Source organism: Xanthomonas sp. LMG 12462 (assembly GCF_009192885.1).
Classification (GTDB): Bacteria; Pseudomonadota; Gammaproteobacteria; order Xanthomonadales; family Xanthomonadaceae; genus Xanthomonas_A; species Xanthomonas_A sontii.
Window position 1 is genome coordinate 25,016 of the sequence record NZ_NMPP01000029.1, and the last position, 20,053, is coordinate 45,068.

The window sequence follows — 20,053 nt, forward strand, 5'->3', positions numbered from 1 at the left end:
CGCTGCTTCCGCCGTCCGCAGGGCGCGGGCGTCAGCTCAACCTTTGGGGCGATCGTGGGTTTCGCGGCCATCGCCGTGGCGCGCATTGCGCGCACGCAGTTCCTCGCTGGCCTTGCGCGCCAGTTCCTCGTACTGGCGGCGGATCTCTTCCAGCCGCTTCTCGTCCAGTTCTTCCAGATCCAGCAGCTCGTTGTTGGCCTTGGCGCTGACCCGGATCAGCTCGTCGAGCTTGATCTGCATCGCCGCGGTGTCGGCGTTCTGGGTGTGCTGGATCAGGAACACCATCAGGAAAGTGATGATGGTGGTGCCGGTGTTGATGACCAGCTGCCAGGTGTCGTTGAAGCCGAACACCGGGCCGCTGAGGCCCCACACCAGCACGATGCCCAGCGCGATGCAGAAGGTCCACGGCGTGCCGGCGGCATACGACGCCTTCTTGGCGACGACGTTGAACAGCTTGGCAGGTTTCATCGCAGGCCCTCGCTCCACGGGAGACGCCTGCACCGCCGCCGGCGTCTGCAGGCGGCTAAGGATGATCGACAGCCTCCCGTGAGCGAGGCGTGCATATCGCGCCAGCGCCGGGCCAATGAAAAAGGCGGGATCGCCCCGCCTTTTTGCTTGACCTGTGCGCGAGGCTCAGCCGGCCTGTTGCGTCGCCGGCTGCAGCGCCCGCACCGGGCGCGGCCGGCTTGGGAAGGCGTGGCGCAGGATCCGCCACACCACCTGGCCGAACTGCTTGGGCAGCGAGCCGGTGTTGTAGTGCTGGCCGTAGCGCGCGCAGATCTCGCGCACCTGCACCGCCAGCGCCGCATAGCGGTTGGCCGGCACGTCCGGGAAGAAATGGTGCTCGATCTGGTGGCTGAGGTTGCCCGACAGCACGTTCAGCAGCTTGCCGCCGGCCAGGTTGGAGGAACCACGCAATTGCCGCAGGTACCAGTGCCCGCGCGACTCGTTCTTGATCGACTCCTTGGGGAAGGTCTCGGCGTCGGCGGTGAAGTGGCCGCAGAAGATGATCACGAAGGTCCAGATGCTGCGCAGCACGTTGGCGGCCAGGTTGCCCAGCAGCACCGGCAGGAAGAACGGGCCGGCCAGCGCCGGAAACAGGATGTAGTCCTTGAAGATCTGCCGGCCCATCTTGCGCCCGACCGGCAGGAACGTCCGCTTCAATTCGCCGCGCTTCATCTTGCCGGCCAGCCAGCGGCCCAGGCGCAGGTCCTGAATCGCCACGCCCCATTCGAACAGCAGCGCGAACACCACCGCGATGAACGGCTGCGCCAGGTAGAACGGGCGCCAGCGCTGCTCGGGGAAGATGCGCAGCAGGCCATAGCCGATATCGTCGTCCATGCCGCGCACGTTGGTGTAGGTGTGGTGCTTGAAGTTGTGCGTCTTGCGCCAGTTGTCGCCGGTGGCGACGATGTCCCACTCGTAGGTGTTGCCGTTCAGGTGCGCATCGCCCATCCAGTCGTACTGGCCGTGCATCACGTTGTGGCCCAGCTCCATGTTCTCCAGGATCTTGGACAGGGTCAGCAGCAGCACGCCGGCGATCCACGCCGGCACCAGCACGCTGTGCACGAAGGCGCCGAGGAACAGCAGCGCACGGCCGGCCACGCCGGTGTAGCGCACCGCGGCGACGATGCGGCGGATGTAGCGCGCATCGCGCGCGCCCAGGTCGGCCAGGGTGCGCATGCGCAGCGCATCCAGTTCGTCGCCGAAGGCCTGCAGTTCGGCCGGGGTGAGTGCGCGGTTGCGGGGAGCCGCCATGGGAAAATCCTTCAGAGGTCCAGGGTCAGGTCGCTGCTGGCGCTGTTGACGCACAGCTTCAGCGAACCGGGTTCGGCGGCGTGCGCGCCGCTGAGCAGATCACGGGTGATGCCGGCCTGCTTGCCGCAGGCGCAGCTGTTGCAGATGCCCATGCGGCAGCCGTGCTTGGGCCGCAGGCCTTCGGCTTCCAGCGCGGTGAGCAGCGACTGGCCGCGCGGCAGCTGCAGCACGCGGCCGCTGCGCGCCAGGGTCACCGCCACGGTGCCCTGTTCGACATCGGCCGGGGCCGGCGGCGGGCTGAACGCTTCGGCCTGGAAGCGGGCCACGCGGTGCTGCAGGCGCGCACGCGCGGACTGCACGAAGCCGCCGGGGCCGCAGGCCAGCACCTGCGCCTGCCCCAGGTCGCCCAGGGCGTCCATCGACAGCGTGTCCACGCGCGGCGCCGGCGTTTCGCCCTCGCCGGTGATGGCCAACTGCAGGCGGAAACGCGGATGCGCCGCGGCCAGCGCCTGCAGTTCGTCGCGGAAGCAGACCTGGTCGTGGCGCCGCGCCCAGTACAGCAGGTCGACATCGGCCGGCATGCCGGCATCGGCTAGTTGCCGCAGCAGCGCACGCATCGGGGTGATGCCGCTGCCGGCGGCCAGCAGCAGCCAGCGGCCGTGCGGCGCGGTCGGCAGTACCATCTCGCCATAGGCCTGGCCGAGTTCGAACACCTCGCCGATGCGCGCCGCGCCGGCCAGGTACCGGCTGACCCGGCCGCCGTCGACGGTCTTGACCGTGATCGCCAGGCGCCCGCCCGGCAACGGCGTGGGACTGTAGCTGCGCAGCAGCCGGCGGCCGTCGATCTCCACGCCCAGTTCCACGTGCTGGCCGGCACGCAGGCCGCGCCAGTGGCGGTTGGGCTGCAGCACCAGGGTCACCGCGTCGCTGCTGGCGGCCTCGCGCTGCACCAGACGGGCACGCGGGCGCTGCCAGGTCCACAGCGGATGCAGGCGGGTGGACCAGAAATCGAACACGTCCGGCTTGACCCAGGCGCGCAGGGCGCGGGCGGCAGGGCGGAGTTTGGCGGGACGGCGGGCAGCGTTCATGACGTCCACTATACAGATGAAGATACAGATGTCTATACAGTTGTGCATTCAGCAATGGCGTTATCATCCCCCATTGCCTGGCCCGGTCTGCCCATGACGACGCTCTCCCCTCCCCCGTCCGCGGACACGCCGAACGCCCGCAAGGGCGCGATCTCGCGCGAGGACCTGCTGGCCGCCGCGCTCAAACTGATCGGGCCGCACCGCAGCGTGTCCACACTGAGCCTGCGCGAGGTGACCCGCGAGGCCGGCATCGCCCCCAACAGCTTCTACCGCCAGTTCCGCGACATGGACGAGCTGGCGGTGGCGTTGATCGACCTGGCCGGCAGCTCGCTGCGCACCATCATCGGCCAGGCGCGGCAGCGTGCCGCCGGCAACCGCCGCAGCATCATCCTCAGTTCCGTGGAGACTTTCATGGAACAGTTGCGCGCCGACGACAAGCTGCTGCACGTCCTGTTACGCGAGGGCACGGTCGGCTCGGACGCGTTCAAGCATGCGGTGGACCGCGAGCTGAACTATTTCGAGGACGAACTGCGGGTGGACCTGATCCGCCTGGCCGCGCTGGAGGGCGCGCCGCTGCACGAGCCGGCACTGGTGTCCAAGGCGATCACCCGGCTGGTGTTCGCGATGGGCGCCACCGCGATGGACCTGCCGCCGGAGAAGGATCCTGAACTGATCCGGCAGATCACCGCGATGCTGCGCATGATCATCGTCGGCGCGCGCACGCTCGCCGCCGGCTGAGTTCGCGGCGCAGCGGCGTCGCCACCGCAGACAGCCATCGGCACGGGCGCTTGCCCGCATCGTGACATGCCGCCGACATGGCCTTGGCCCCGGCTTTACCTGCGCCTGCCCACCCTCGTCGGACACTCCCCCAACGAGGCATGCACATGGCCGTTCCGAACTATCCCTCGCCGCCGTTCAAGGCGCAGCAGCAATCCTTTCCCGGCAAGACCCAGGCCATGGATCCGAAACCGGATCATGGCGAAGACAGCTATGTCGGCCACGGCCTGCTGCAGGGCAAGCGCACCCTGATCACCGGCGGCGACAGCGGCATCGGCGCGGCGGTGGCGATCGCCTATGCGCGCGAGGGCGCCGACGTTGCCATCGCCTATCTGCCCGACGAGCAGGACGACGCCGAGCGCATCGGCAAGCTGGTTGAGGATGCCGGCGTGCGCGTGCTGCTGCATCCCTGCGACATCAGCGACCGCGCGCAGGCCGAGACGTTGATCAAGACCGTGACCGACGCCTTCGGCGGCCTCGACGTACTGGTCAACAACGCGGCCTACCAGCGCTATTTCCACAGCTTCGACGAGATCACCCTCGACGAGTGGGAAAAGACCTTCGCCACCAACGTGCATGCGCCGTTCCACCTGGTGCGGCTGGCGCTGCCGCACATGCCCGAGGGCGGCTCGATCATCAACACCGCCTCGGTGAACTCGAAGAAGCCCACGCCCAACATCCTTCCGTACTCTGCGACCAAGGGCGCGCTGGCCAACCTGACCATCGGCCTGGCCGGCCTGCTCGCCGAGAAGAAGATCCGCGTCAACGCGGTGCTGCCGGGCCCGATCTGGACTCCGTTTATTCCCACCGGCATGGATGAGGAATCGGTGCGCACCTTCGGGGAGCAGACGCCGTTCGGCCGTCCTGGCCAGCCAGCGGAACTGGCCTCGGCCTATGTGCTGTTGGCTGCAGACACCTCAAGCTATACCTCGGGCACGTTGCTGACCATCTCGGGTGGCGCAGTGACGCTGTAAGGCCGGGAATCGTAAGTGGGCAATCGGGAATGGGAAAAGCGCTGCGGGCTGGCGGCGCTGTAGGTGCGGCTCTGGCCGCGAGAGGCTTTCCCCTGATGTTGTCGCCGTGATCCTCACGCAAGCACACGCATCGCGCCTGCTGCTGTTTCGTTAGCAGGCCACAGATCCAGCGCACTCCCCTCTTTAGGAGCGGCTTCAGCCGCGACAGGCCTTCATGGGAATACCTGTCGCGGCTGAAGCCGCTCCTAAGAGCGCGAGCGCAAAAGACATGCAGCACCCGCGCATCACGCGTATCGCCACCGTGTATATCTCCTCACACGGCATCTCGCACGGCATTCACTCTGCGCTGCAACTGCTCTAACGGCGGCAAGTCTAGGTTGATCGCACAGGGGAAAAACACACGGACGCGCGATGCGATGCAGGTGCGTCGCGCACACCATCTGGAGCGATATCCATGACCCGAAGCAACACCGAACGCTTGTTGAAGTGGCTGCAGGACGCCTACGCCATGGAGCAGGAGGCCAACACCATGCTCACTGCCACCGCCGGCCGCCTGGAGCACTACCCGCAGCTGAAGGCGCGCATCGAGCAGCACGTCGACGAAACCCGCGATCAGTCCGAGCAGGTCAAGCGCTGCATCCAGATCCTCGACGGCTCGGTCCCGACGATCAAGGGTACGGTGGCGAGCGTGATGGCCTCGGTGCACGCCGCCGGCAATTCGATGATGAGCGACGAGGTGGCCAAGAGCCTGGGCGTGAGCTACGCGTTCGAGCATATGGAGATCGCCAGCTACCGTTCCCTGGTGATCGCCGCCAAGGAAGCCGGGCAGACCGAGATCGCCGACATCTGCGCCGCCATCCTCGACCAGGAAATCGCCATGGCCGAGTGGCTGATCGAGCACCAGGAAGCCACGATCCTGGCGTTCCTGAAGCGCGAACGCACCGAAGGCGAAACCGCCAAGCACTGAGCGTCGTCGTGCATCGCACGACGTGCGCACATTCCCCCGCAGCACCCACCCTTCACCCACCGGAGACTCCCCATGGCCGTCAAGACCATCGACGAACTGTTCATCCACGAGCTGTCGGACATCTACAGCGCCGAGAAGCAGCTGACCAAGGCACTGCCGCGGCTGGCACGCGCCTCCACCAACCCGGCGCTGCGCGCGGCGTTCGAAGCACACCTGGAGGAAACCCAGGGCCAGATCGAACGCATCGACCAGATCGTCGAGAAAGGCAACCTGCGCCTGAAGCGGATCAAGTGCGCCGCCATGGAAGGCCTGGTGGAAGAAGGCAAGGAAGTGATCGACTCGATCGAGGCTGGCCCGGTGCGCGATGCCGCGCTGATCGGCGGTGCGCAGAAGGTCGAGCATTACGAGATCGCGTCCTACGGCACGCTCGCCGCCATGGCCAAGCAGCTGGGCATGGACGATGCGTTGAGCCTGCTGCTGGAAACGCTCAATGAAGAGAAGTCCACCGACGAGAAGCTGACCCTGCTGGCCGAGCAGGGCGGCAACGAAGAGGCGGCACGCAAGCGCAAGGCGGCCTGACCGCCCCGGCCGCGGCCCGCCAGCGCGGGTCGCGGCGTCCCAGACGCCTATCCCCACGCGCGGCCCTCGGTCGCGCCATTGCGTCGTCACGACGTTCGGGCGGCACTCCAGGAGAACCCCATGTTCATGCACAACAAGCGGCTGATGTACACGGTCCGCGTGGCACAACCCGATCCGGCGCTGGCCTCGCTGATGCTGGAACAGTTCGGCGGCCCGCAAGGCGAGCTCGCCGCGGCGATGCGCTACTTCACCCAGGCCATCGGCGAGGTCGATCCCGGCCGCAAGGATCTGCTGTACGACATCGCCACCGAGGAGCTCAGCCACCTGGAAATCATCGGCTCGATCATCGCCATGCTCAATCAGGGGCCGAAGGCGATACTGTCCGAAGGCATGGCCGAAGCCGAGGACATGCGCAACCTCACCCGCAACAACAACACCAGCCAGACCCAGCAGATTCTCTACGGCGGCGGCCCGGCGCTGGTCAATTCCAGTGGCGTGCCGTGGAGCGCGGCCTACGTGGACAGTATCGGCGAGCCGACGGCCGACCTGCGCTCCAACATTGCCGCCGAAGCGCGTGCCAAGATCGTCTACGAGCGCCTGATCAACGTCACCGACGATCCGGGCATCGTCGATGCGCTGACCTTCCTGATGACCCGCGAGGTAGCGCACCAGAAATCCTTCGAGAAGGCGCTGTACGCGATCGAGCCGAACTTCCCGCCAGGCAAGCTGCCGGGCGATCCGGCCTTCACCGACCGCTACTACGACATGTCGCAGGGCGACGGCGACATGCAGGGGCCCTGGAACAGCGGCAGCCAATGGGAGTCCATTGCCGACCGCAATCGCCAGGTGGCGGTGGATGGCGGCAGCGGGATGCCCAGCGTGGGCCTGAGCGAACTGGAACAGAGCGCAGTGCAGGCGCTGGCGGCGCGTACGCTGTCGCAGCCGGACAGCGACCCGACCACCGGTGCCGATCTGGGTGCCGGCCCGGGTGCCGGTTCGACCAAGGGCAGCGTGGCGCGCTAGCGCTTCACTGCAGGTTCCACCGCAACGACGCCGACGCCGCGATGCACAAGCATCGCGGCGTTCGCATGTCTGGGCCATTGCCCGTGGTCGACACCGCCCGCGGCGCCGCGATCAATCGCCGGTCTGCCGATGCGGCGCGTGCACCGGCTTGGATTGCGGGGAATCCTTCTGCCGCAGCCAGATGCTCAACACCACCAGCGCGAACACCGCCAGGAACTCGCTCTGCCAGTTCTGCATCGATTCGAACCAGAACTGCGCGCCGCTGGCGTGTTCCCAGAAGGACGGCGGCGGCCGATGCTGCATGGCCTGCTCGGCCACCTCGTGGCGCCAACTGCCCAGTGCATGCAGGACGAAGCTGAGCAGGAACAGCGCACCGAAGGCCAGTGCCAGCGAGCGCTCGTACAGCGCCAGCCAGATGCCGCCGGCGCGCACCGGCCAAGGCGCCGGGCCCGGCGCGACGGCGTCGTCCTCCTGCCCTGGCGACAGCGGCCGCGACTCGGCCGAGCCCCACTGGCGCAGCTTCACCGTCAGCACCACGTACATGCCCATCTGCAGGAACTCGCTCTCCCAGTTCTCGAACAGCGCGCCGATGAAGTGCCCGCTGTGCAGGTACTGCCACATCGGCAGCGCCGCCAGCCCCTGCTGGCGCAGTTCCTCGTTGTAGGCCTGATGGCCGCTCAACGCCTGAGCGGCCATGAACAGCAGGCTCAGCGCCAGCAACACGATCGACAGGCTGTTGCGTTTCCAGAACATCGACTCGGCTCCTCCTCCACCGCCACACTGCCGGCGCGCCGTCGCTGCGACCATAGGCAGCCACAGGCAAAAAGTGGATGAAGAAGCTGGGGCAATACGCCTCGGATGCCAGGCGATGCCATCACCTGCAGGAGCGGCCACGGCGTGGCGGCAGATGCCACCACGCCGCACTGGCTCAGAACTCTTCCCACTCCGCGCTGTCCGCCGGCACGCCCTGGATCGGGCGTGGCTTGGCCGCCACTTGCCGCACCGGGACCGTCGGCTTGGGCTTGGTGGCGACGGCGACAGCCCGCACTGCCGACCTGGCCGGCTGCGGCCTGGCCGCGGGGGCCGGTGCCACGCTGATGGCGGCACCGCCGGCGAGGCGGAACACCGCCACCGCGCGCGCCAGTTCCGCCGCCTGGTCTTCCATGCTCTTGGCCGCCGCGCTGGCTTCTTCCACCAATGCCGCGTTCTGCTGGGTGCCCTCGTCCAGCTGCATCACCGTCTTGCTGACCTGGTCGATGCCCGCGCTCTGCTCGGCGCTGGCCGCGGAGATCTCGGCCATGATGTCGGTGACCCGCTTCACCGAGGCGACCACCTCGGTCATGGTGGTGCCGGCGCGGTTGACCAGGGTCGAGCCCTGCTCCACTTCCTGCACCGAGTCGGAGATCAGGGTCTTGATCTCCTTGGCCGCCGCCGCCGAACGCTGCGCCAGCGAGCGCACTTCCGAGGCCACCACCGCGAAGCCGCGGCCCTGTTCGCCGGCGCGTGCCGCTTCCACCGCCGCATTGAGCGCGAGGATGTTGGTCTGGAAGGCGATGCCGTCGATCACGCCGATGATGTCGGCGATGCGCGCGGACGCGGCGCTGATCGAGGCCATGGTCGCCACCACTTCTTCCACCGCGCGGCCGCCGTGCTCGGCCACCTCGCCGGTGCTCAGCACCAGCTGGTTGGCCTGGCGCGCGCTGTCGGCGTTCTGCTTCACGGTGGACGTCAGCTCCTCCATCGAGGCGGCGGTTTCTTCCAGGCTGGCCGCCTGCTGCTCGGTGCGCACCGACAGGTCGCTGTTGCCGCTGGCGATCTCGCTGGCGGCGGTGTTGATCGAGCCGACCGCGCGCTGGATGCCTTGCACGATGCCGGTCAGTTGCTCGGCGGTGCGGTTGGCGGCGTCGGCGAGCTTGCCGAACGCGCCTTCGTAGCGCACGTCCACGCGCTGCGACAGGTCGCCATCGGCGATCGCCCCCATGATCCGGCCGACGTCGGCCAGGCCGCTGTCGGCCTGGCGCATCAGCCGGTTCAGCGCTTCCACCATTTCCTTGAACGCGAACGCGTAGCGCGCCTCGTCGCCACGTGCAGTGAAGTCGCCGCGGGCGGCCGCGTCGGCCAGCCGCGCGATGTCGCCGTTGACCGCCGACAGGTTGGCCTTGACCACGTCCAGCGCCTCGTGCAGCGCGGCGCGCTGTCCCGGCAGCCGGCGCATGTCGCGGCGCAGGTCGCCGCGGCCGTACTCGTCCATGATCGCCATCGCCTCGACGATCGCGTCCAGGTGCTCGAACAGCGCCGTGTTCATGCCGTGCGCGAGCGTGCCGTAGTCGCCGGGGAAGTCCTCCGGCATGCGGTGGCTGATGTCCTCGCCCTGCTGCAGCCGCACCAGGGTCTGCATTTCGCCGTTGAAGCGCTGCAGCTGGGTCTGCATCTGCTGCATGCTGGCCATCAACTGCCCGGTCTCGTCGCGCGACTCGACCTTGATCGGATTGTCGAAGCGGCCCGAGGCGATCGCTTCGGCGGTCCGCGTGGCGCCGCGCAGCGGCGCGACGATGGCGCCGGCGATCAGCCAGCACAGGCCCACCACCAGCGCCACCAGGCCACCACCGATCACGGTGAGGATCTTGGTGAAGCCCATCGCCTGGGCCTGGATGTCCTCGGCATACACGCCCATCGCCAGCACCCAGTTCCACTGCGGGTACAGCGCGGCGTAGCTGATCTTCGGCAGCTGCACCGACTTGCCGGGCTTGGGCGCGGTGTAGTAGCTGAAACCGTCGCCGCTGCGCACCGCCGTCTGGATGTCGCGGTACACGTACTCGCCGGCATCGCTCCTGTAGCCGCTCATGTCGGTGCCGACCGCGCGCTTGGGATGCATGACGATGCGCATCTGCGGGTCGACGATGAAGAAGTAGTCCACGCCGCCGTTGGTCTTCATGTCGGCCAGCGCGCCCTTGGCCGCTGCCTGCGCCTGCGCCTCGGTCATCTCGCCGTGCTTGGCCAGATCGGCGTAGTGCTGCATCACGCTCAGGCCCATGTCGACCTGGGTCTTGACGCTTTGCTTGCGCGCATCGATCAGGTTGAGATATTGCAGGCGCGCCGCGGCAACGGCGAGCAGGATCACGCCAAGCGCGATCAGCGTGCACAGCACGATGAACTTGCGCGCCATGGGCAGATTGGCGATATGGCGGCGCAGAAATTGGATGGGATTCATGGCGTAGAAAGCAGAGAACGGAATTTTGTATCGGCCAGCGCGCGCTCGAACTTGAACTGCGAAGTGCTTCGCCAGAGCAACGCGCACCACAGTTTCACGCTGCAGCCGGCTTCCGTCAGGCCAGTGCGGCATCCATCGGCGCGCTCGCGGACGGCACGCCGGCGGCGTGCGGCTCCCACACCAGGCGATGGAAATCGAAGCCCTGCTGCAACCGCGGCTTGACCACGTTGAAGTACGGCGAGACGTCGAAATCGCGCGGCAGCGTCAGGCTGTGATGGCGCGGATGCAGGATCTCCGCGTCTTCTCCGGCATCGCTTCCCGTCGGCGGCGCCTGGTCGATTTCCGGCAGGATGGGATAGCGGATCGCGCCGAACGCCTGCGCCAGCAACGTCGAGCAGATCGCCCGGGTCGGCTCGCCGCTGCCCAGCTCCAGGAAGCGCCGCTTCACCGACGACGGCAGCGGCGGCGTGCGGATCAGGTAGCGCGCCAGATCGAAGATGTTCTTCAGGTCGTAGCTGTTGCCGACCCGCGAGACCATGTACTCCACCACGGTCTCGATCTCCTGCACGCTCAACCCGACCGGACGGCAGATGCGCGTGTGCAGGCCGGCGAACTCGCTCAATCCCACCAGGCGCACGCCGACGTTGATGTCGACATCGCAGAACAGCGGCGCTTCCTCGCCGGGAAGCGCGGCCACGTGGTCGCCGATGTACAGCGCCGCGTGCGACCAGGTGGACTGGCTCAGGTACTTGATGGCGGTGGAGAAGCGGCTGTTGCCCTCGACCAGCAACACGTCGCCCTTGCGTAGCGTGGCGCGCAACAGCTGCGGCGGGCTGGTCGGCAGTTGCGAGCCATGGCGGCGCGGCTTGGACAGGAACTTGGCCAGGTGACGGCCCAGCAAACGTGGCAAGGACAGCATGCGCGTTCCCCCGAGGGACGGCCGCTTCGGCGAAACGGCTCCGCTATCCGCAATGGCGGCCATGCGCTGGATTTCTTGAATGGCGTGCCGGCGCCAGCGACCGGCTCACGGTTGCCGCAGGATCGACAGCTCCACGAACTGCGCGCTGCTGGAACGCAGGTAGACCGCATAGCGGCCACGGCCCGGCACTTGCACCAGAAAGCGGTCTCCCGGCACCGGCTGGAGCTTGTCGACCGCGGCCGCACCCAGCGGCGCGATCCGCAGCCGCACCTTGGCATCGTCCTGCGCTGGCGTGAGATTGGCGATGGTCAGCGCGCCATCGAAGAGGGTGCGGCTCTCGCCCGGCAACAGACTCAGCATCAGCGACATCGCCGCGGCCTTGGCGTCGCAGGCACCGGCCTGCGCCTCGGCCAGCTGCCGCTGCAGCGGCTTGACCTCCACGTACTGCACGAAGCCGTAGGTCGCGCCGATCACCACCAGCACTGCCGAGACCTCGGCGGCGGTGCGCTTGAACGAGAGTGCTTGCCACCATGTCTGCGCCGGCGGGGGCGGCGTCTGTCGGGTCGTTCGAGCCATGCATCACGGTATCGATGCCGCCATGCCGCTGTCTGCCAGCACGGCTGACATCGCCGCGCACGGCCGCGTTCGTCTACCTGGCGATACAGACGCGACGCCACGTGCCTCGCGATAGGCGCCGCCCCAAGCACGGACATCGCGCGATGGCGCGGCATGGCCTCGCGCCTACGCAACTCCCAGCAGGCGATGACGCGTCTTTCGGAGGTTTCGAAACCACGGATCGTCGACGCGCAGGGAGAACCGCCCACGCATGTTGCGCCGCAACTTGACGCATCGAGCGCCCGGGCGGAGTCTTGGCATGAAATTTCGAAATTATTTTCGCAATCCGAAATTCACTTGTCAAGCGACAGGATCGGGCGGGTCGAGCAAGCTGGCGATTCCCCCGGGTCCTCCAGGAACTGCAGATGATCAAGACGACTTCCCAGCGCGCGGCCAGCGCCGCGCCCGACGACGGCGACGAGGCCGGGGACAAGAAGCTGCGCAGCACCGTGCAGTCGCTGGCCAAGGGCTTTCGCGTGCTCGAGGCGTTCTCGTCCGAGCACGAGGAACTGTCGCTGAGCCAGATCGCGGCCCTGGCCCGGCTCGATCCCGGCACCACTTTCCGCATGCTCAACACCCTGGTCGAGCTGGGCTACGTGCACCGCGTGCCGGAGAGCCGCCGCTTCCGCCTGACCCTGAAGGTGCTCGACCTCGGCTTCCACGCCATCGCCCGCCGCGATCTGCGCAGCGTGGTGCGGCCGCTGCTGCGCACGCTGGTCAGCGACGTCAACGAGGCGGCCAGCTTCGCGGTGCTGCAAGGCCCCGACGTGCTCTACATCGAGCGCGTGCGCGCCGGCATCACCCGCCTGGGCGTGGACATCCGCATCGGCACCACCGTGCCCAGCACCCGCACCGCGATCGGCCTGGCGATGCTGGCGCACCTGGCGCCGGCAGAAGTGACGCGGGTGACCGGGGTCGACGTGCAGGGTGCGCAGACGCCGGAGATCGCCACGATCCGGCGCACCTTCGACAGCATCCGCCGCGACCGCTACGTGATCCTGGAATCGATGCTGACGGAGGGCCTGCGCGTGCTGGCGGTCCCGGTGCTGGATGCGGACGACTATCCGCTCGGCGCGATCAGTGTCGCCGCGCCGTCGGTGCGCACCAGCCACGCCGAACTGCTGGAGACCGCCCTGCAGCCGACGCTGCAGGCCGCCAAGGACATCGCCTTCGCGATCCAGGCCAGCGGGAGTGTTGCCGTGACCGCCCCCAGCACCTGATCCGCCCGGGCCACCGCCCGGCCCTCCCTGTCCGTCTCGCTGCGTGGACGCTTCGGCGCCCGCGTCGGGGTCCCCTTGTCCTGCGAAAGGCAGCCACGATGCTCATGTCCACCACAGCCCCTGCCCCCACCGCCAACGCCACCGCCCGCACCCCGTCCATCGCCGAGGCGCAGGCGGAGATCGGCGCACGCCTCGAACGCCTGCCGATCACCCGCAAGGTGTGGTGGGCGCGCAACATCGTCGGCGCCGCCACGTTCTTCGACGGCTACACGGTGATCGCCATCGCCTACGCGATGCCGGTGCTGACCAAGGAATGGCAGCTGTCGCCGGCGCAGATCGGCACGATCCTGTCGGCCGGCTACCTGGGCCAACTGCTGGGCTCGGTGTTCTTCGGCTGGCTGGCCGAGCGCATCGGCCGGCTGCACGTGCTGCTGTTCACCATCCTGCTGTTCGTGTCGATGGACGTGGCCTGCCTGTTCGCCGGCAGCGCCGCGACGATGATCGCGTTCCGCTTCGTCCAGGGCATCGGCACCGGCGGCGAGGTGCCGGTGGCCAGCGCCTACATCAACGAACTGATCGGTTCGAAGAAGCGCGGCCGCTTCTTCCTGCTGTACGAGGTGATGTTCCTGCTCGGCCTGGTCGCCGCTGGCGGCATCGGCTACTTCCTGGTGCCGGCCTACGGCTGGAAGGCGATGTTCATGGTCGGGCTGATCCCTGCGGCGATCATGATTCCGCTGCGTTTCTTCATGTTCGAATCGCCGCGCTGGCTGGCCTCCAAGGGCCGCTACGCCAAGGCCGACGCGATCGTGGCCGAACTGGAGCGCAGCGCCGAGCGCCACCATGGCCCGTTGCCGGCGCCGGTGTTCGACCGCAGCGCGCTGCCCAAGGCGCAGCGCTCGGACTGGCGCGAGCTGTTCGGCAGCGTCTATCGCAAGCGCACCCTGGTGATCTGGAGCCTGTGGTTCTGCTCCTACCTGGTGGCCAACGGCATCATCACCTGGCTGCCGACGCTGTACCGCACGCACTTCGGGCTGTCGCTGCAGCAGAGCATCGCCTATGGTTTCTTCACCTCGTTGGCCGGCGTCGCCGCCGCAGTGGCCTGCGCGCTGTCGATCGACAAGGTCGGACGCAAGCGCTGGTATGGGCTGGCGTTCGTGGCCGGCGGCGTGCCGCTGCTGGCGCTGGCGGCGCTCGGCGGCACCTCGGCGCCGCAGGTGCTGGTGTTCGCGGCGCTGGGCTATGCCGCGGTGCAGACCATCACCTTCTCGCTGTACCTGTATTCGGCAGAGCTCTACCCCACCCGCATCCGCGCCATCGGCACCGGACTGGGCAGCGCCTGGCTGCGCCTGGGCTCGGCCTGCGGGCCGCTGCTGGTCGGCGCGGTGATCGCCGGACTCGGCATCCGCTACGTGTTCGCCGCCTTCGCTGCCGTGCTGCTGGTCGGCGCCGTCGTGACCTGGCGCTTCGCCCTGGAAACCAAGGGCAAATCGCTGGAACAGCTGTCGCCCTGAACGCATCGCCGGCACTGCCGCCGGCGCATCGCGCCACACCTCCGCACCACCCCCGTCGGACCCTGCGTTCGATTCCATCCCCCGTTGATCCAAAGAAGAGGAAATGAGCATGAGCACCATCGACCTGAAAGGCCTGGTCCCCGCCCCGGTCACCCCGTTCACCCGCGACGGCGCCGTCGACTATCCCGCGATCAAGCGCATCGGCGCCTGGCTCGGCGGCATCGACGGGGTCAAGGGCCTGACCGTGCTCGGCCACGCCGGCGAAGGCACGTTCCTGGAGCGCGACGAACAGGCCAAGGTGATCACCGCCTTCCGCGACGCCGTCGACGGCCGCATCCCGATCATCGCCGGCATCACCCTGGAAGGCACCCGCGTCGCCGCCGACGAAGCCAAGCGCGCGGTCGCCGCCGGCGCCTCCGCCGGCCTGATCTATCCGTCGCACGGCTGGCTGCGCTTCGGCTACCAGAAGGGCGCGCCGCAGGACCGCTACAAGGCCATCCACGAGGCCAGCGGGCTGCCGATGATCCTGTTCCAGTACCCGGACGCGACCAAGGCCACCTACGACCTGGAGACGTTGCTGGAGATCGCCGCGCTGCCGGGCGTGGTCGCGATGAAGAACGGCGTGCGCAACATGAAGCGCTGGGACACCGAGATCCCGGTGTTTCGCAAGGAGCGCCCGCACGTGCCGGTGCTGACCTGCCACGACGAGTATCTGCTGCACACCATGTTCGACGTGGATGGCGCGCTGGTGGGCTACGGCTGCATCGCCCCGGAGCCGCTGCTGGAGATGATCGCCGCGGGCAAGGCCAAGGACTACGCCAAGGCGCGCGCACTGCACGACCGCCTGCTGCCGGTGACCAAGAGCGTCTATCACCGCGGCTCGCACATGGAAGGCTCGGTGGCGCTGAAGTGGGCGCTGGTCGCGCGCGGCCTGCTCGACCACGCCACGGTGCGTTCGCCGCTGCTGCCGCTGGCCGAGGGCGCCGACAAGGAGATCGCTGCGGCGATGGCCGCCGCCGGCCTCGGCAAGGTGGGCTGACCCGCACGGGTTGCCTCCAGCTCGATGGGCCGCGCAGTTGCGCGGCCCATCCGCTGCGGCGATGGCGTGCGCCTCGGCGCAGCGCAACGCGTTCCGGTCTGCCCTCGCGTTTCTTTGCCGGTCCCCCCACAGGTCTGCACACAGGCGTGCCCGTCGCCGACGGACGCGACGCCGTGCTGCGGCTCCACGACCGGAAGGTGTCTTCCCTTCGCGCACTGCCGCGTCGCCGCGCACCCACCGCGCACGTCCGGCGAGTGCTTCGTCTCGTCCGTGGAGCGTCCCATGTCCCGTTCTCTTTCCTGCGTCTCGTTGCTGGTGGCTGCGGCCGCCCTGCCGGCCTCCGCCATTGCCGCCGACACCACGCAATGGCTCGACGACCACGGCATCGCGCCGCGCCTGGTCTGGTCCAACGACTATGCGCGCAACGTCGACGGCGGCCTGTCGCGCGGCGACCGCAACGCCGGCGGCGTGGTCGCCGGCGCCGACCTGGATCTGCAACGCCTGTTCGGCATTCCCGGTGCCACGCTGCATGTCACCGGCGCCCGGTACTACGGCGACAGCCTGTCGCAGCGGCAGATCGGCAACGGCGTCAAGGTGCAGGGCTATTGGTACCCGCAGCAGCAGGCGCAACTGGCGCAACTGACCTGGGAACAGACCTTCGCCGACGGGCGCTGGCAACTGGTCGCTGGGCGCATGAACACCACCTGGCAATTCGCGCGCAGCCGCTACGGCTGCCGCTTCGTCAGCGCCTCGGACTGTCCGTTCCAGCTGAGCCAGGCCGATGGCGGCTTCGTCGGCTTTCCCTACGTGAACTGGGGCGCGAAGCTGCGCTACAAGCCCGACGCCACCTATGTTTCGGTGGGCGCATTCGAACTGAACCCGCAGCGCAAGAACAACCACGGCCTGGACTGGAGCACCGCCGACAGCAGCGGCGTGCTGGGCACGCTCGAGGTCGGCTACGAACCCGATCCCGCACGGGGCAAGGGCGCACCGCGCTACCTCGCCGGCCTCTGGTACAACTCGGCCGACTACAGCGACCTGCGCTACAACCAGGCCGGCGGCCTGCGCGGGCTGGTCGGCGGCCCGGCGCGCCTGTACGACGGCGGACGCTGGGGCGCGTATGCGCTCGGCGAACGCGCGCTGTACCGGCCGCTGGGCATGGCCAGCAAGCGCATGCTGGTCGCCTTCGGCAACATCGCCGCCCCGTTCGACAAGCACCAGGTCTACGACCTGCAGGTGACCGCCGGGCTGTACTACAGCGGCCCGTTCGCGGCACGGCCCGGCGACGGCATGGGCGCGATCGCGCACTACTATCGCTTCAGTGCGGACCAGCAGGGCTACATGAAAGACGTGCTGCGCAAGCGCGGCGCAGCCGCGGACATCGCGCGCAACGAACTCATGTTCGAACTCAACTACAGCTATCGCATCGCGCAGACGCCGCTGTTCCTGGTGCCGAACGTGCAGTACATCGTCCATCCCGACATCCTGGGCAATCCCGCGGCGCGCCGTGCGCCCGACGATGCGCTGGTGATCGGCTTGCGGGTGATGCTCAACATGGGTGGGCTGGGCACGCCGAAGTGAGGCCGCACTTGGCACCGGCCGGGGAGCGATATCGCGGCAGCCGAGGCAGGCGCGCACGCACGCTTGCGCCGCTGGCGGTTAACCTTCCCTCCCCTTGCGTCATCCGGATCGCGCCTCAATGGCCAACCCCTACTACCGTGGCCCCGTCAGCGACCATTTCGATGGCGTACGCTTCTTCAACCCCGGCCAGCCCACCATCGACAACGCGCTGGGCAAGGTCCTGCGCTGGAAAGCGGCCATGGGCGCGGTGCGCTGGCCCGCGCAGGTCGCGGTGACGCCGGCCATGCCTGCACCGCGGCACGACGGCCTGCGCATCACCATGGTCGGCCACGCCACGCTGCTGATCCAGGCCGCCGGCCTCAACCTGCTCACCGACCCGGTGTGGTCGCAGCGCGCCAGCCCTTCGCAGATCGCAGGGCCCAAGCGGGTAACGGCACCGGGCATCCGCTTCGCGGACCTGCCGCCCATCGATGCGGTGCTGCTGAGCCACAACCACTACGACCACTTCGACCTGGCGACCTTGCGCACGCTGCACGACGCGCACCAGCCGCTGTTCGTGATGCCGCTGGGCAACGACGTCCTGCTGCGCAAGCGCGTGCCCGATGCGCGTATCGCCACCGGCGACTGGCACGACCGGCTGCCGATCGGCGACACCGCGACGGCGACACTGACCCGTGCCAACCATTGGTCGAGCCGCGGCATCGCCGACCGCAGGATGGCGCTGTGGTCTGGCTTCTTCATCGAGACGGCGCGAGGATCGGTGTGGTTCGCGGGAGACACCGGCTACGGCGATGGCGCCATCTTCCGCGAGATCCGCGACCGGCACGGCGCGCCCGACGTGGCGTTGATCCCGATCGGCGCCTACGCGCCGCGCTGGTTCATGGCGCCGCAGCACATCGACCCCACCGAAGCGGTGCGGATCTTCCGCGACACCGGCGCGCGGCGCGCGCTCGGCATCCACTGGGGCACCTTCCAGCTCACCGACGAAGGGCGTGATGAGCCGCGCGAAGCGCTGGCCGCCGCACTGCACCTGGCCGGCATCGCCGCAGCGGACTTCGTCGCCGCCGAGCCGGGGCAGGCGTTCGACTTCGCCGATTTGGCGCCTTGACGTGCGTAGAAGTGAAGCATGCGGGCGACAATGGACGCTGCTTCTTAAGGCCGGTTGCCTGAGATCCCCCCGCAGGAGCGTTCCGTCGTCACGACGCGGCGAACCGCCGCGGTCGCGCAATTCGCCCTCGCGACGCAGAGAGAGCGCAGGTGCAGACGGCTACACTCGCGCTCCCGCCCACCAGGACACCGTCATGCGCGACCTCAGCCCGCTGCCTTCCATCGCCCTCGGCCGCTATCGCCACTTCAAGGGCGGCGAATACGAGGTGCTGGGCGTGGTCCGCAGCAGCGAGACGCTGGAACCGCTGGTGCTGTATCGGCCGCTGTACGGCGAAGGCACGCTGTGGGTGCGGCCGTATCCGATGTTCATCGAGCAGGTGGAGATCGATGGCGTACGCCGCCCGCGCTTCGCGCCGATCGACGCGGACGCCTGAGCACGGCGCAGGCGACCGCGCCGCGCCCGACGCGAGACGCTAGCGCTTGGCCGCGCTGTCCACGTCGCTCTTGGTCGCGGCGTGATCCTGTGCCGGGCGGTTGCGGTTCTTCTTGGCGCGCGTGACCAGATACAGCATCGCGGCGATCAGCAGGACGAACAGTCCGGCGACCCAGGGCATCAGCGTGGTGTCCATTCGACACTCCAATTCGGTTGCACAGCGGTCACCAGACCACACCCGCAGTGAAGGCCTTGGCTAGTGCGACGGTGAGGTCGGCGTCGTGCCGGCGCATCGCATGCGCACGATGGGCGGTTCCGTCGCGCAGTCCTGAGCCGCCGCGACGGCGTCCTTTACGACGGCCTTCGCGACAGGCACAGCATCACTTGGGTTTGCGACCAGGCGCATTCCGCACGCCGCGGCGATCGCGCTGTCGATGCCTGAGAGGCCCTGGCCGAGACGTTCGCAGGACGGGCAAGCCATTCGAATCTCAGGCCTTCGGAGCGCACCGGCCGCCGTGCCGGCCAAGCCGCCCAGCGCACGCCGAATCGACCGGGACACATTGACATACGCCCTGTACGCAAATAACGTACGCCACGTATGTGAATGAAGGCCCGCCCATGCACCAGCGCCGCAGCCGCCGCGAGATGATCGAGACCACCCGCGCCAGCCTGCTGGCTGCGGCGCGGCAGGCGTTCGCCACGCACGGCTTCGCGCACACCTCGATGGACGTGTTGACCGCCGAGGCCGGTCTTACCCGTGGCGCGCTGTATCACCACTTCGGCAGCAAGGACGGCCTGCTGATCGCGGTCATCGAGCAGATCGAGGCCGAGGTGGGCCTGCGCCTGCAGGCGGTGTCCGACGCCGCGCCCACGCCGTGGGACGGTTTCCGTCGCCGCTGCCGCACCTACCTGGAACTGGCGCTGGAACCGGAGATCCGCCGGATCATCCTGCAGGACGCGCGCGCCGTGTTCGGCGACGTGCCGCCGGCGGCGCAGTCGGTGGGCATCGCCGCGCTGCAGGCGGCGCTGGAAGCCCTGATCGCCGCCGGCACGGTGGCGCCGCTGCATGCCGGGGTGATGGCACGCATGCTCTACGGCGCGATCACCGAGGCGGCGTTCTGGATCGCCGAGCCGGACGCCGACCTGCATGCACGGCTGGCCGACGCGCTGGACGCCCTGGACCGGCTGCTCGACAGCCTGCGCACGCCCTGATTCCGCAGCACTCCCCGCCTCGCCACTCGACCAGGATCA

The 20,053-nt window shown here is 68.4% G+C and carries 20 protein-coding genes; 12 read left to right on the forward strand and 8 right to left on the reverse strand.

Translation table 11 applies throughout. The annotated features are described in order from the left end of the window. Window positions 1–36 precede the first annotated feature (36 nt). The 3 genes from CEK69_RS07995 to CEK69_RS08005 form a co-directional block, all read right to left on the reverse strand. Complete coding sequence (locus tag CEK69_RS07995; protein WP_152244915.1) at window positions 37–468, reverse strand: low affinity iron permease family protein; 432 nt, start codon at window positions 466–468, stop codon at window positions 37–39. 165 nt (window positions 469–633) lie between these two features. Next, window positions 634–1,758, reverse strand: a complete 1,125-nt coding sequence (locus tag CEK69_RS08000; protein ID WP_152235636.1) for an acyl-CoA desaturase — start codon at window positions 1,756–1,758, stop codon at window positions 634–636. A gap of 11 nt (window positions 1,759–1,769) precedes the next feature. Next, a complete protein-coding gene (locus CEK69_RS08005; protein WP_152244917.1) occupies window positions 1,770–2,846 on the reverse strand; it encodes a ferredoxin reductase in 1,077 nt (358 codons plus the stop codon). 93 nt (window positions 2,847–2,939) lie between these two features. Here CEK69_RS08005 and fabR point away from each other — a divergent pair, with 93 nt between their 5' ends. The 5 genes from fabR to CEK69_RS08030 all read left to right on the forward strand — a co-directional run bounded on the left by fabR (window position 2,940) and on the right by CEK69_RS08030 (window position 7,166). Further along, window positions 2,940–3,584, forward strand: a complete 645-nt coding sequence (fabR, locus tag CEK69_RS08010) for an HTH-type transcriptional repressor FabR (RefSeq protein ID WP_017912841.1) — start codon at window positions 2,940–2,942, stop codon at window positions 3,582–3,584. A gap of 146 nt (window positions 3,585–3,730) precedes the next feature. Then, window positions 3,731–4,597 carry an SDR family oxidoreductase gene (locus tag CEK69_RS08015; protein ID WP_017910119.1) on the forward strand — a complete coding sequence of 289 codons (867 nt, stop codon included), beginning with the start codon at window positions 3,731–3,733 and terminating at the stop codon, window positions 4,595–4,597. A gap of 454 nt (window positions 4,598–5,051) precedes the next feature. Then, window positions 5,052–5,564 carry a ferritin-like domain-containing protein gene (locus CEK69_RS08020; RefSeq protein WP_043094625.1) on the forward strand — a complete coding sequence of 171 codons (513 nt, stop codon included), beginning with the start codon at window positions 5,052–5,054 and terminating at the stop codon, window positions 5,562–5,564. Window positions 5,565–5,636: 72 nt separating this feature from the next. Next, window positions 5,637–6,143 carry a ferritin-like domain-containing protein gene (locus CEK69_RS08025; protein WP_152244919.1) on the forward strand — a complete coding sequence of 169 codons (507 nt, stop codon included), beginning with the start codon at window positions 5,637–5,639 and terminating at the stop codon, window positions 6,141–6,143. A 120-nt stretch (window positions 6,144–6,263) separates the two neighbouring features. Next, a complete protein-coding gene (locus tag CEK69_RS08030) occupies window positions 6,264–7,166 on the forward strand; it encodes a manganese catalase family protein (RefSeq protein ID WP_152244921.1) in 903 nt (300 codons plus the stop codon). 111 nt (window positions 7,167–7,277) lie between these two features. Here CEK69_RS08030 and CEK69_RS08035 read toward each other — a convergent pair whose 3' ends face one another. From CEK69_RS08035 to CEK69_RS08050, 4 genes are all read right to left on the reverse strand, one after another. Beyond that, window positions 7,278–7,919, reverse strand: coding sequence for a DUF6766 family protein (locus tag CEK69_RS08035; RefSeq protein ID WP_017910115.1), 642 nt, complete (start codon window positions 7,917–7,919; stop codon window positions 7,278–7,280). Between the two features lie 175 nt (window positions 7,920–8,094). After that, a complete protein-coding gene (locus CEK69_RS08040; RefSeq protein WP_226975092.1) occupies window positions 8,095–10,359 on the reverse strand; it encodes a methyl-accepting chemotaxis protein in 2,265 nt (754 codons plus the stop codon). A 133-nt stretch (window positions 10,360–10,492) separates the two neighbouring features. Next, on the reverse strand, window positions 10,493–11,296 hold the full coding sequence (locus tag CEK69_RS08045) for a YiiX/YebB-like N1pC/P60 family cysteine hydrolase (RefSeq protein ID WP_017910113.1): 804 nt from the start codon (window positions 11,294–11,296) through the stop codon (window positions 10,493–10,495). Between the two features lie 105 nt (window positions 11,297–11,401). Further along, window positions 11,402–11,872, reverse strand: coding sequence for a hypothetical protein (locus CEK69_RS08050; protein WP_039728364.1), 471 nt, complete (start codon window positions 11,870–11,872; stop codon window positions 11,402–11,404). 404 nt (window positions 11,873–12,276) lie between these two features. On the opposite strand from CEK69_RS08050, the gene CEK69_RS08055 reads away from it, so the two are divergent. From CEK69_RS08055 to CEK69_RS08080, 6 genes are all read left to right on the forward strand, one after another. Then, on the forward strand, window positions 12,277–13,131 hold the full coding sequence (locus CEK69_RS08055) for an IclR family transcriptional regulator (RefSeq protein ID WP_152244925.1): 855 nt from the start codon (window positions 12,277–12,279) through the stop codon (window positions 13,129–13,131). Window positions 13,132–13,235: 104 nt separating this feature from the next. Then, complete coding sequence (locus CEK69_RS08060; RefSeq protein WP_193313936.1) at window positions 13,236–14,642, forward strand: MFS transporter; 1,407 nt, start codon at window positions 13,236–13,238, stop codon at window positions 14,640–14,642. A gap of 109 nt (window positions 14,643–14,751) precedes the next feature. Beyond that, window positions 14,752–15,681: a dihydrodipicolinate synthase family protein gene (locus CEK69_RS08065; RefSeq protein ID WP_026144587.1), complete on the forward strand. Its 930-nt coding sequence runs from the start codon at window positions 14,752–14,754 to the stop codon at window positions 15,679–15,681. A 282-nt stretch (window positions 15,682–15,963) separates the two neighbouring features. Beyond that, window positions 15,964–17,262: a carbohydrate porin gene (locus CEK69_RS08070; RefSeq protein WP_193313937.1), complete on the forward strand. Its 1,299-nt coding sequence runs from the start codon at window positions 15,964–15,966 to the stop codon at window positions 17,260–17,262. A 118-nt stretch (window positions 17,263–17,380) separates the two neighbouring features. Further along, window positions 17,381–18,370, forward strand: coding sequence for an MBL fold metallo-hydrolase (locus CEK69_RS08075; protein ID WP_017912851.1), 990 nt, complete (start codon window positions 17,381–17,383; stop codon window positions 18,368–18,370). 193 nt (window positions 18,371–18,563) lie between these two features. Beyond that, the gene (locus CEK69_RS08080; RefSeq protein WP_017912852.1) at window positions 18,564–18,803 is read left to right on the forward strand and encodes a DUF1653 domain-containing protein; all 240 of its coding nucleotides are present in this window, start codon (window positions 18,564–18,566) and stop codon (window positions 18,801–18,803) included. A 39-nt stretch (window positions 18,804–18,842) separates the two neighbouring features. On the opposite strand, the gene CEK69_RS21020 is transcribed toward CEK69_RS08080, so the two are convergent. Next, a complete protein-coding gene (locus tag CEK69_RS21020; RefSeq protein ID WP_017910105.1) occupies window positions 18,843–18,998 on the reverse strand; it encodes a hypothetical protein in 156 nt (51 codons plus the stop codon). Window positions 18,999–19,420: 422 nt separating this feature from the next. On the opposite strand from CEK69_RS21020, the gene CEK69_RS08085 reads away from it, so the two are divergent. Beyond that, window positions 19,421–20,014, forward strand: coding sequence for a TetR/AcrR family transcriptional regulator (locus tag CEK69_RS08085; RefSeq protein WP_043094607.1), 594 nt, complete (start codon window positions 19,421–19,423; stop codon window positions 20,012–20,014). The last annotated feature ends 39 nt before the right edge of the window (window positions 20,015–20,053 follow it).

Coding starts and splice junctions, on each gene's coding strand:
- CEK69_RS07995 (WP_152244915.1), bottom strand. CDS start 468: ATGAAACCTGCCAAGCTGTTCAACGTCGTCGCCAAGAAGGCGTCGTAT.
- CEK69_RS08000 (WP_152235636.1), bottom strand. CDS start 1,758: ATGGCGGCTCCCCGCAACCGCGCACTCACCCCGGCCGAACTGCAGGCC.
- CEK69_RS08005 (WP_152244917.1), bottom strand. CDS start 2,846: ATGAACGCTGCCCGCCGTCCCGCCAAACTCCGCCCTGCCGCCCGCGCC.
- fabR (WP_017912841.1), top strand. CDS start 2,940: ATGACGACGCTCTCCCCTCCCCCGTCCGCGGACACGCCGAACGCCCGC.
- CEK69_RS08015 (WP_017910119.1), top strand. CDS start 3,731: ATGGCCGTTCCGAACTATCCCTCGCCGCCGTTCAAGGCGCAGCAGCAA.
- CEK69_RS08020 (WP_043094625.1), top strand. CDS start 5,052: ATGACCCGAAGCAACACCGAACGCTTGTTGAAGTGGCTGCAGGACGCC.
- CEK69_RS08025 (WP_152244919.1), top strand. CDS start 5,637: ATGGCCGTCAAGACCATCGACGAACTGTTCATCCACGAGCTGTCGGAC.
- CEK69_RS08030 (WP_152244921.1), top strand. CDS start 6,264: ATGTTCATGCACAACAAGCGGCTGATGTACACGGTCCGCGTGGCACAA.
- CEK69_RS08035 (WP_017910115.1), bottom strand. CDS start 7,919: ATGTTCTGGAAACGCAACAGCCTGTCGATCGTGTTGCTGGCGCTGAGC.
- CEK69_RS08045 (WP_017910113.1), bottom strand. CDS start 11,296: ATGCTGTCCTTGCCACGTTTGCTGGGCCGTCACCTGGCCAAGTTCCTG.
- CEK69_RS08050 (WP_039728364.1), bottom strand. CDS start 11,872: ATGGCTCGAACGACCCGACAGACGCCGCCCCCGCCGGCGCAGACATGG.
- CEK69_RS08055 (WP_152244925.1), top strand. CDS start 12,277: ATGATCAAGACGACTTCCCAGCGCGCGGCCAGCGCCGCGCCCGACGAC.
- CEK69_RS08060 (WP_193313936.1), top strand. CDS start 13,236: ATGTCCACCACAGCCCCTGCCCCCACCGCCAACGCCACCGCCCGCACC.
- CEK69_RS08065 (WP_026144587.1), top strand. CDS start 14,752: ATGAGCACCATCGACCTGAAAGGCCTGGTCCCCGCCCCGGTCACCCCG.
- CEK69_RS08070 (WP_193313937.1), top strand. CDS start 15,964: ATGTCCCGTTCTCTTTCCTGCGTCTCGTTGCTGGTGGCTGCGGCCGCC.
- CEK69_RS08075 (WP_017912851.1), top strand. CDS start 17,381: ATGGCCAACCCCTACTACCGTGGCCCCGTCAGCGACCATTTCGATGGC.
- CEK69_RS08080 (WP_017912852.1), top strand. CDS start 18,564: ATGCGCGACCTCAGCCCGCTGCCTTCCATCGCCCTCGGCCGCTATCGC.
- CEK69_RS21020 (WP_017910105.1), bottom strand. CDS start 18,998: ATGGACACCACGCTGATGCCCTGGGTCGCCGGACTGTTCGTCCTGCTG.
- CEK69_RS08085 (WP_043094607.1), top strand. CDS start 19,421: ATGCACCAGCGCCGCAGCCGCCGCGAGATGATCGAGACCACCCGCGCC.